This window comes from Arthrobacter sp. 2RAF6, assembly GCF_052115205.1.
Classification (GTDB): Bacteria; Actinomycetota; Actinomycetes; order Actinomycetales; family Micrococcaceae; genus Arthrobacter.
Genome location: NZ_JBFRGF010000008.1, coordinates 139,030 through 146,077 on the forward strand (window position 1 = coordinate 139,030; position 7,048 = coordinate 146,077).

Annotated in this window: 7 protein-coding genes; 3 read left to right on the forward strand and 4 right to left on the reverse strand. The window is 62.7% G+C overall.

From position 1 onward, the window contains the following. Positions 1-83: 83 nt before the first annotated feature. Complete coding sequence (locus AB4Z38_RS08820) at positions 84-1,355, reverse strand: MFS transporter (protein ID WP_441429352.1); 1,272 nt, start codon at positions 1,353-1,355, stop codon at positions 84-86. A gap of 199 nt (positions 1,356-1,554) precedes the next feature. On the opposite strand from AB4Z38_RS08820, the gene AB4Z38_RS08825 reads away from it, so the two are divergent. The 3 genes from AB4Z38_RS08825 (at position 1,555) to AB4Z38_RS08835 (ending at position 4,470) form a co-directional block, all read left to right on the forward strand. Then, the gene (locus AB4Z38_RS08825; RefSeq protein WP_184738401.1) at positions 1,555-2,046 is read left to right on the forward strand and encodes a Fur family transcriptional regulator; all 492 of its coding nucleotides are present in this window, start codon (positions 1,555-1,557) and stop codon (positions 2,044-2,046) included. Then, positions 2,043-3,527, forward strand: a complete 1,485-nt coding sequence (locus AB4Z38_RS08830; protein WP_441429353.1) for a catalase — start codon at positions 2,043-2,045, stop codon at positions 3,525-3,527. Before AB4Z38_RS08825 ends, AB4Z38_RS08830 begins: the two co-directional genes overlap by 4 nt. Before the next feature lie 307 nt (positions 3,528-3,834). Continuing rightward, positions 3,835-4,470: a DUF2461 domain-containing protein gene (locus AB4Z38_RS08835; RefSeq protein ID WP_441429354.1), complete on the forward strand. Its 636-nt coding sequence runs from the start codon at positions 3,835-3,837 to the stop codon at positions 4,468-4,470. A 58-nt stretch (positions 4,471-4,528) separates the two neighbouring features. Here the strand turns inward: AB4Z38_RS08835 and AB4Z38_RS08840 are convergent, their stop codons facing one another. The 3 genes from AB4Z38_RS08840 to AB4Z38_RS08850 form a co-directional block, all read right to left on the reverse strand. Continuing rightward, entirely contained in the window at positions 4,529-6,118 is a 1,590-nt protein-coding gene (locus tag AB4Z38_RS08840) for an amino acid permease (protein ID WP_441429355.1), read from the reverse strand. A 112-nt stretch (positions 6,119-6,230) separates the two neighbouring features. Further along, positions 6,231-6,647: a DUF779 domain-containing protein gene (locus AB4Z38_RS08845; RefSeq protein ID WP_441429356.1), complete on the reverse strand. Its 417-nt coding sequence runs from the start codon at positions 6,645-6,647 to the stop codon at positions 6,231-6,233. Further along, the coding region (locus AB4Z38_RS08850; RefSeq protein WP_441429357.1) for a zinc-binding dehydrogenase at positions 6,647-7,048 on the reverse strand (402 nt) is incomplete at its 5' end. The genes AB4Z38_RS08845 and AB4Z38_RS08850, both read right to left, overlap by 1 nt.

A 7,048-nucleotide genomic window follows, 5' to 3' on the forward strand; every position in this document is an offset into this window, starting at 1 on the left:
CTTTTGCCTTGCATTGCATGCTGGTTCTGATCCGATTAACGCCGACGGCGGCCCGGACGTTCCAGTGCCGGGCTGACCACGGGCTAGGGCACCGGGTGGAGGGAATCGTACTTGAGGAATCCGCGCTGCCCGCGCGCCACGAGCCAGGCCAATACTGCGCACAGCACGCCGCCGAGGAGAAGCACCCAGCCTTCGCTGAGAACCTTGGTGACGCCACCGGCGAGCATATCCCCCACTCGCGGACCACCGGAAACCACCACGATGAACACGCCTTGCAACCGTCCCCGCATGTGGTCCGGAGTGGCCGATTGCAGGATGGTCGTGCGAAAGACGGCGCTGACGGAGTCCGAGATCCCCGCAAGGGCACAACACATGGCCGCCGGGATGATCCAGGGCGTCACCCCGTCGCGCCCGGCGTCCCCGGCCAGGACCACGACCAGGCCGAAAGCTGCGATCGAGAAGCCCCATCCGGCCACGGACCATACCACCGCACTCCCTTGGCGCCGCACCCTTCCCAGGGGTCCGGAGAACAACCCCGCCAAGAAGGCGCCCACAGCTACGGAGGCGAGCAGCACACCCACGGTAGTGTCGCCACCCCCGATCATCGTGGCTCCGATCGCGGGCATGAGGGCGCGCGGCTGGGCGCAGATCATCGCGATGAGGTCGATGATGAAGGTCATGCGGAGGTTGGGCCGGGTGCCCAGGAAACGGAAGCCCTCGACGACGGAACGCAGGCCGGGTGCCGACGCGTTCGCTGCTGCGGGAAGGGCCGGGAGCTTGAAAAGGCTCCACAGCGCGAAGGCGAAGCTCAGGGCATCGATCGTGTAGGTCCAGCCAAAACCGCTCGAGGCAACCAGCACACCGGCCAGCAGGGGGCCAGCCGTCATGGAGATGCCCATGTTGAGCATGCTCAGCGCGTTGGCGGCGGGCAGCAGTTCCTTCCGGACCAGCAGGGGAATGATGGCGCTGCGTGCCGGCCCGTTGATGCCCTGCGCTCCGCTTTGGATCGCGACGAGGAGGAACAGGATCCAGACATTGTTTAGCTGGAACCACGCTTGGAGTGCCAGGGCCACGCTGCAGCCCCACAAAACGAGGGACGCAACAATGGCGACTTTCCGCCGGTCATAGGCATCCGAAAGCGCGCCGCCAAACAAACCCGCGATCACCAGCGGAACCAGGGCAAAGATGCTGAGCAGGCCCACGTAAAGGCTTTGTTGGGTGATGCTGTAGACCTCAAGGCTCACGGCAACAAGGGTGAGCTGGGATCCAACCATGGACACCGAAGACCCCAGCCACAGGCGGCGGAATGCCGGGCTTTCGCGAAGCGGGGTCATGTCAGCCAGGAGTTTTGCCACCGTCCAACCCTACCCACCAACGCGTCCGCCCTCCCGGAGCGCCGCGGGCCGCCGTCGGGCGCCCGAGTCCGTGTCGCCGTCGGCCGGGCGAGGCCGGGCCGCCGTCGGCCGGGCGAGGCCGGGCCGCCGTCGGCCGGGTTCATCCAAAGTTAGCCTCACCTTATTGTGAAGTACTCATAATAAGTGCTTCAATGGGCGTATGGCAGATCACACGGCAGACCAGGAAGCGTGGGCTTCCGCCCTGCATTCCCACGGACGCCGCGTGACCAAACAGCGTCTTGCGGTTCTTGCTGCCGTTCAGCACAATCCACACTCCCCGGCCGAAGGCATCCTGGCTGCCGCGCGCAAGGATCTACCCGAACTGACAGCGCAGTCTGTTTATGTGGTGCTGAGCGACCTCACGGACCTACAGATGCTGCGACGCTTTGAACCGCCCCACTCTCCCGCGCTGTACGAGACCCGGGTGGGCGACAACCACCACCATGCTGTCTGCATCAGCTGCGGCCGGGTGGAGGATGTCGACTGCGCCGTAGGCCATGCACCCTGCCTCACCCCGCACTGGGATGAGCATTCCAAACCCATGACCATCCAGATCGCAGACGTCCTGTACCAAGGCATCTGCCAGGACTGCCAGGCCAAACAACAGCTTCCTACTCAAACGCAAGTAACCCACGAAATAGGAGAACGATGACCGCGAACATTTCGACAACACAGTCGGGCGCACCAGTCACCTCGGATGCGCATTCCAAGTCCGTTGGCGCCGATGGTGCCATCATCCTGACCGACCACTACCTGGTGGAAAAGCTCGCCCAGTTCAACCGCGAGCGCGTCCCGGAGCGTGTTGTCCACGCCAAGGGTGGCGGCGCTTTCGGTACCTTCAAGACGTCTTCGGACGTTTCCAAGTACACCAGGGCCGCTTTCCTGCAGCCGGGCGTGGAGACGGACATGCTCATCCGTTTCTCCTCCGTCGCAGGCGAGAGCGGCTCCCCTGACACGTGGCGCGACCCGCGCGGCTTCGCCGTCAAGTTCTACACTTCCGAGGGCAACTACGACCTCGTGGGCAACAACACCCCGGTGTTCTTCATCCGCGACGGCATCAAGTTCCCTGACTTCATCCACTCCCAGAAGCGCCTCCCGGGCACCCACCTGCGGGACGCCGACATGCAGTGGGACTTCTGGACCCTCTCCCCCGAGTCCGCGCACCAGGTCACCTGGCTCATGGGCGACCGTGGCCTGCCGGCTTCCTGGCGTGAAATGCAGGGCTACGGCTCGCACACCTACCAGTGGATCAACGCCGAGGGCGAGCGCTTCTGGGTCAAATACCACTTCAAGTCCAACCAGGGCGTCAAGACCATCACCGGCGACCGGGCTGAAGAACTGGCCGGCTCGGACGCGGACTTCTACATCCGCGATCTCCAGGAAAACATTGCCGCCGGCAACTTCCCGTCCTGGGAACTGCACGTCCAGGTCATGCCTTACGAGGACGCCAAGACGTACCGCTTCAACCCGTTCGACCTCACCAAGGTATGGCCGCACTCGGATTACCCGCTGATCCACGTGGGCACCATGGAGCTCAACAAGAACCCGGAGAACTATTTCGCGCAGATCGAGCAGGCCACCTTTGCGCCGTCGAACTTCGTTCCGGGTATCGCCGCTTCCCCTGACAAGATGCTGCAGGCCCGCATCTTCTCCTACGCTGACGCACACCGCTACCGTGTGGGCACCAACCACGCACAGATCCCGGTGAACCAGCCGAAGAACCAGGTCAACAACTACAGCCAGGACGGCGCGGGACGTTACCTGTTCAACGCTCCTTCGGTTCCGGTCTACGCACCGAACTCCCTGGGCGGCCCGGCTGCTGTTGAGCCGCAGAACCCGGCCGGTGGCTGGGAGAACGACGGCGAGCTGACGCTCTCCGCACATTCCCTGCATGCCGAGGACGGCGACTTCGTCCAGGCCGGCGCGCTGTACCGCGAGGTTTACGACGACGGCGCCAAGGCCCGCCTTCTGGATACCATCACGGGCGCTGTGGGCGGCGTCAAGAGCCCCGGCATCAAGGAACGCGCCATCCAGTACTGGACCAACGTCGATGCTGAACTCGGCGCCAAGCTGCGCGCCAACCTCGGCGCAGGCGAGGGCGAGTCGGCTGCAGAGGCAGCCAACAAGCTGTAACAACATCCACAAACGAAGCAACCCCGCTGCGGATTCTCCGCGGCGGGGTTGCTTTCTTTATGGGCACGTAAACCGGCTCAATGGGCACGTAAACCGGGGCTTGTTTGCGACTCCTGAGCTTGCAGCTCGTGGAATAGGAAACAAGGTAAGGATCCAGGGGTGCGCCTCCCAGCGGCGAGTCCGCGGCGCGGGTTCCGACGGCGGGGTTTCCGAGGCGGTTTTACACAGCGGGGTTTCCACGGCGGGTTTTCCACATAGCCGACAATGACTCTGGCTAGCTCGGCATTGTGATCCATAGGATCCTTACATGAGCACATTTACCGGGATCCCCGCAGAGGCCATCGCCTTCTATGCCGAACTTGAAGAGAACAACAACCGCGAATGGTGGCTGGCGCACAAGGACATCTACGACTCCGCTGTGAAGGAGCCATTGACGCTGTTGCTGGAGGAGCTTGAGCCACGTTTCGGGCCGGGCAAGGTTTTCCGTCCGAACCGGGATATCCGATTCTCGCAGGACAAGTCCCCTTACAAGACTGCACAGGGAGCGTTTGCAGCGGACAAGGAGGGCGTGGGCTTCTACCTCCAGCTCAGTGCAGACGGCCTGTTAATCGGCGGCGGATGCCACTCGCGCACCCCGGAGCAGATTGCCCGGTTCCGCGCCGCCACGGATTCGCCGGCCAGCGGGGAGGAACTCCAGAAAATCGTCGATTCCATCGCCGCCGCCGGTTTCGCGGTGGAAGGCGAGAAGCTCAAGACCGTGCCGCGGGGGTTCGACAAAGACCATCCACGCGCCGAGCTCTTGAAGCACAAATCGTTGTCTGCAGGGGTGACCTTAGGCGAGCCGGAATGGATGTCCCAGCCCTCAGCCAAGGAAGAAATCGCCAAGCGGTGGGAGGTCCTGCGCCCGCTCGTGGAGTGGGTCAACGAACACGCGGCGCCGTAATCGTTGGGGTCGTTGCCGGGCCCGTGAGTCCGGCCGGAGCAGTGAATCCGTTCCAGGGTCAGACCTTGCTGAAGCTGTCCTCGTCGTCGCTGGAATCGCTGGAGTCGCTGGAATCGCTGGAGTCGCTGTTCCTGCCGGAAACAGATGCCGTCCCGGAAACTGCGGCCTTCGCGGGAGCGAACTTCTCGTTCAGGCGGGAGTGGCGCTGCCCGTAGGCGAAGTAGATGGCAAGTCCGATTGCCAGCCAGATGGCGAAGAAGATCCAGGTTTCCACGGCCAGGTTTGTCATCAGGTAGATGCACAGCACAGCCGAGACCACGGGAAGCACCTTGCCGAGCGGAACCCGGAACGCCGGCTTCAGATCGGGGCGTTTCTTACGCAGGACCAGGATGCCCAGGCTCACCATGACGAAGGCCGAGAGGGTACCGATGTTGATCATTTCTTCGAGAAGATCCACGTTGGTCAGACCGGCGACGAGTGCCACGGCAGCCCCACAGATGATCTGGAGCCGGACCGGCGTCGAACGCTTCTCGCTCGTCTTGGACAGAGCGCGCGGAAGCAGACCGTCGCGGCTCATGGCGAGGACCACGCGGGCCAGGCCCATGAGCAGCACCATGATGACAGTGGTCAAACCGATGAGGGAGCCAAAGGCAATGACCTTGGCCGCGTCGGTGTTTCCAACCGCCTCGAAGGCCGTGGTCAGGGTGGGGTTCTTGGCTTCGGCCAGCTGCGTGTAGGACACCATGCCGGTCAGGGCCAGGGAGACCAGGATGTAGAGCAACGTCACGAGCGCCAGTCCGCCGAAGATGCCCCGAGGCAAGGTCTTTTGCGGGTTCTTGACCTCTTCCGCGGAGGTCGCAACCACATCGAAGCCAATGAAGGCAAAGAACACCAAGGCTGCGCCGGCAAAGATGCCCAGCGTTCCGTACTGGGCCGGAACCGCACCAGTGAGGAAGCCGAAGAGGGATTGCTTCATGACATCCGCGCCGTCGCTGCCTCCGGTAGGCTGCGATGCCGGGACAAAGGGCGCGTAATTGGAGAATTTCACGTAGGTGAAGCCGACAACAATCACGAACAGCACCACGGCGATCTTGATCAGCGTGAAGACGTTGCCTACGCGCGCGGAGAGCTTGGTGCCGAGCACCAGGAGCACCGTGAAGATGGCAACAATCAGGAAAGCGCCCCAATAGAGATCCACACCGGCGATGTTCAAGGCCGGGGGCATATCCACGCCCATGAGAGCAAACACTTTGCTCAAGTAGATTCCCCAGTACTTCGCGATCACGGCAGCGGCCGTAAACAGTTCAAGGATGAGGTTCCAGCCAATGATCCAGGCGAGGACTTCACCCATCGTGGCGTAGGTGAAGACGTAGGCGGACCCAGCGACCGGGATCGCAGTAGCGAATTCGGCGTAGCACATGATGGCCAAGGCACACGTGACGGCTGCGACGGCAAAGGAGATCGTCACGGCGGGACCGGCAAAGTTCGCAGCGGCCTTGGCACCGACAGAGAAGATCCCAGCGCCGACGGCAACGGCAACGCCCATGATCATCAGATCCCAGGTGCTGAGGGAACGCTTGAGCTTGCGTCCGGGCTCATCGGCGTCCGCAATGGACTGCTCGATCGATTTGGTCCGGAAGAGGTTCATAGAAGAGTCCACAATCTTGATGAGGTGCTAGAAACAGACTCATCAAGAGTAGTGTCCAGCCAATGGACCCCCACATTTGTCCCAAATCGTGAGACGCGAGGACGGTGTAACTTCAGATCTTGGGGACGTCCCAATCCATCAAGGTGGAACGGATAAGGAAGCGTTTCCCCTCTGGCGACTCCACCGAGAACCCACTCCCCCGGCCGTTCACCACGTCCACCGTCAGATGGGTGTGGGACCAGTAATTGAACTGTTCCCGGGACATCCAGAACTCCAAAGGCTGCGGCCGTGCGTCGTCGCCGATGTCGAAAAGTCCAAGCAATACGTCCGAATCTCCGGTCATGAATTCGCCGGCGGGAAAGCACATGGGTGAGGAACCGTCACAGCAACCACCTGACTGGTGGAACATGAGCGGACCGTGTTGCTCCCACAACTTCCGGAGCAGTTCGATGGAAACGGCGGTGAGCGCCACCCGGGAGAAGTCCTCCCCGGGCAGCGTCACTGCGGCGTCAAGCCTGTTTTGAGGCATTAGAACCTCAGCACCACACGGCCGTCGATCTTGGCATGCTTCATCTCGTCAAGGACCGCGTTCACTTCGGAGAGCTCCCGGGTGGACACGGTCGGGTGGATCTTGCCCTGCGCGTAGAAGTCCAGCGCTTCCTCCAGGTCCTGGCGCGTCCCCACGATCGAGCCACGGACGGTCAGGCCCTTGAGCACGATCTCGAAGATCGGCGCAGGGAAGTCCCCCGGCGGCAGCCCGTTGAACACGATGGTCCCGCCACGCCTGGCCATGCCGATCGCCTGCCCGAATGCCGACGGATGCACCGCCGTGACCAGCACACCATGGCAGCCCCCGGTTTCCCGCTGGATGACTTCCACGGGATCCTCGTGCAGCGCGTTGACCGTCAGCTCGGCGCCGTGCTTTTTGGC